Here is a 2877-nt window from a genome sequence, read left to right as displayed (position 1 = left end):
CCACCTCGCCGCCGCCCTGGCGCAGCTGGGTTCGCGCGGCTGACCAGCCCCTGGGATACCGGGCGGCGGGTCGGGCCGGTGCGGCGGCATGATGGCCGGATGGGGAAGACACACGAGCGCATCGACGGCCGGCTCCGCACGTTCATCGAGGACCAGCCGCTCTTCTTCACCGCGACGGCGCCGCTGTCCGGTGACGGCACCATCAACCTGTCACCGAAGGGTCTGCGCGGGTCGTGGGCGGTCCTGGACGACCGCACCGTGGCCTACCTGGACTTCGCCGGTTCCAACGCCGAGACGGTCGCCCACCTGCGGGAGAACGGCCGGATCACGCTCATGTGGTGCGCGTTCACCGGCCCGCCGAACATCGTGCGGGTGCACGGGCGGGGTGAGCCGGTGTTCCGCGACGACCCCCGCTGGGTGGAGCTCGCCGGTCACTTCCCGGACATCGACACCAGCCAGCACGGCCTGCGGGCGATCATCGTGGTGCGCGCCGAGCTGATCCGGGACACGTGCGGCTACGCGGTGCCGTTCATGACCTACGACAGCGACCGGGACCTGCACGCCCGGCGGTTCGCCCGGGAGGACGACGCGTCGCTGGACGCGTACTTCGCCGGCAAGGACCACGTGGCGACCAGCATCGACGGGCTGCCCGGCCTGCCGCTGCCGCTGCCGCCGACCCCGGTGTCCTGACCCCGGGGTGCCCGGGCGGTCAGTGGATGCCGGCCATCAGGGCGCGGATCTGCCGGGCGAACATCACCGCCGCGCCACCGAGCACCACCGAGGCCAGGCCGAAGACGAGGAAGTAGGTCGGCTGCGGCCACGTGTCGGCCAGGCGGGCGACCTGACCGCCGATGGCGTCGCCGACGGCGGTGGCGAGGAACCACAGGCCCATCATCTGGCTGGCGTACTTCACCGGGGCCAGCTTCGTGGTGGCCGACAGGCCGACCGGGCTCAGGGACAGCTCACCGGCGACCTGGACGGCGTAGACGGCGACCAGCCACCACGGTGAGACCAGGTCGCCGCCGACGGCGGCCTGCGCGGCGGCGGCCATCAGCACGAACGACAGGCCGTTGAGGACCAGGCCGACGGCGAACTTGGTCGGGGTGGAGACCCGGTGGCCCAGCCGCACCCACAGCAGGGCGGCCAGGGGCGCGCCGATGATGATGAGGATCGGGTTGACCGACTGCAGCCAGGACGCCGGGAAGGTGAACCCGGCGACGTCCCGGTCGGTGTTGTCGGCGGCGAAGATGTTCAGCACCGACCCGGCCTGGTCGTAGATCATCCAGAACGCGGCGGCGAACACGAACAGCCACACGTACGCCTTCATCCGGCTGCGTTCGGTGTCGCTGAGCTCCCGGTCGAGCAGGATCCGCGCGAAGTAGACCACGGTGACCAGCACGGTGACGGCGGTGAGCAGGTTGACCACGGTGTCGACGGTGAACAGGCCGGCCACGGCGAGCGCCGCCACGGCCAGCACCAGGACGGCGGCGGCGACGCCGATCCGGCTCAGCGCCCGTCGCCGGTCGGCCCCGAGCAGCGGGTCGGCCGGCCGGGCGCCCGCGTCGCCCAGGCGGCGCCCGCCGAGGACGTACTGCAGCACGCCGAAGGTCATGCCGATCGCCGCCGCCCCGAACCCCAGATGCCAGTTGATCTTCTCGCCGAGGAAGCCGGTGATCAGCGGCGCGATGAACGCGCCCAGGTTGATGCCCATGTAGAAGATCGAGAAGCCGGCGTCGCGGCGCGGCGAGTCCCGGTCGTAGAGGTCCCCGACCATGGTGGAGATGTTGGGTTTGAGCAGGCCGGTGCCGACCACGATCAGCGCCATGCCGGCGAAGACGCTCCACCGGACGGGGATCGCCATCACGTAGTGGCCGGCGGCGATGACGATGCCGCCCCACAGCACGCTGCGGCGCGCGCCGATCAGCCGGTCGGCGACCCAACCGCCGGGCAGCGCCATCAGGTACACCATCGCGTTGTAGGTGCCGTAGACGGCGTTGGCGGTGGACTCCCCCAGGCCCTGCCCGTCGTCGGCCAGCGACGCGGTCAGATACAGCACCAGGATCGCCCGCATGCCGTAGAAGCTGAACCGTTCCCACATCTCGGTGAGGAAGAGCGTGGCCAGGGCGGGCGGATGCCCGAAGAAGCCGCGCCCGGCCGGCGGTCGGGCGGCGACCGGCGCGTCACTGGCCATGGCGAACCTCCGGCTGCTCGTCGGGCGGCTAACATCCCCGTTGGCAGCGGAAACACTCCACCGTTTCGACCCGGCCCCGGGACGACCCCGCCGGGTGCCCGACACGGCCGGTTACCCTTGGTGCGGCCCGACCGTGCGCGCGGCAGCGCCACGGGCGGGAATGGCCGGGCGGGAACGGACTGTTGGACCAAGAAGACCAGCACCACGAACGAGGGGAAGTCGATCATGGGCGAGCGTATGCTGCGCGGAAGCCGTCTGGGCGCGGTCAGCTACGAATCCGACCGGAACACGGAGCTCGCGCCGCGTCAGACCCGCGAGTACCTGTGCGCCAAGGGTCACCAGTTCGAGGTGCCGTTCGCCGTCGACGCCGAGGTCCCCACGACCTGGGAGTGCAAGTTCGACGGCAGCGTCGCTCGGCTGGTCGACGGCAACGAGCCGGAGCAGAAGAAGGCCAAGCCCCCGCGTACCCACTGGGACATGCTGCTGGAGCGGCGCTCGATCGCCGAGCTGGAGGACATCCTCGCTGAGCGGCTGCAGGAGGTTCGCACCCGCCGCGGCCGGGCCTGAGCAGCCACCGCACGACACGACAGCGCCCCGGCAGCCTCTGCTGCCGGGGCGCTTCGCGTTTGGAGACGGGCCTAGCTGCGGCCGGGCTCGACGATCTCGCCCTCGATGGCCCGGCCGCC

Annotated in this window: 3 protein-coding genes; 2 read left to right on the top strand and 1 reads right to left on the bottom strand. The window is 71.6% G+C overall.

The genetic code is table 11. The features are described from left to right. The first annotated feature begins 99 nt into the window (after nt 1-99). Nucleotides 100-690 (top strand): pyridoxamine 5'-phosphate oxidase family protein, encoded by a 591-nt coding sequence (locus AB0I76_RS26685; protein WP_357040922.1) that lies wholly within the window; start codon nt 100-102, stop codon nt 688-690. A gap of 19 nt (nt 691-709) precedes the next feature. Here AB0I76_RS26685 and AB0I76_RS26680 read toward each other — a convergent pair whose 3' ends face one another. After that, nucleotides 710-2191 (bottom strand): peptide MFS transporter, encoded by a 1482-nt coding sequence (locus AB0I76_RS26680; protein ID WP_357040919.1) that lies wholly within the window; start codon nt 2189-2191, stop codon nt 710-712. Between the two features lie 225 nt (nt 2192-2416). Here AB0I76_RS26680 and AB0I76_RS26675 point away from each other — a divergent pair, with 225 nt between their 5' ends. Further along, nucleotides 2417-2758, top strand: coding sequence for an RNA polymerase-binding protein RbpA (locus AB0I76_RS26675; protein ID WP_007460094.1), 342 nt, complete (start codon nt 2417-2419; stop codon nt 2756-2758). Nucleotides 2759-2877 lie beyond the last annotated feature (119 nt).

This window comes from Micromonospora sp. NPDC049799, assembly GCF_040656655.1.
Taxonomy (GTDB): domain Bacteria; phylum Actinomycetota; class Actinomycetes; order Mycobacteriales; family Micromonosporaceae; genus Micromonospora.
Note: the sequence above shows the minus strand (reverse complement) of the source record. Positions and strands in the feature narration are given on the sequence as shown.

Coding starts and splice junctions, on each gene's coding strand:
- AB0I76_RS26685 (WP_357040922.1), top strand. CDS start 100: ATGGGGAAGACACACGAGCGCATCGACGGCCGGCTCCGCACGTTCATC.
- AB0I76_RS26680 (WP_357040919.1), bottom strand. CDS start 2,191: ATGGCCAGTGACGCGCCGGTCGCCGCCCGACCGCCGGCCGGGCGCGGC.
- AB0I76_RS26675 (WP_007460094.1), top strand. CDS start 2,417: ATGGGCGAGCGTATGCTGCGCGGAAGCCGTCTGGGCGCGGTCAGCTAC.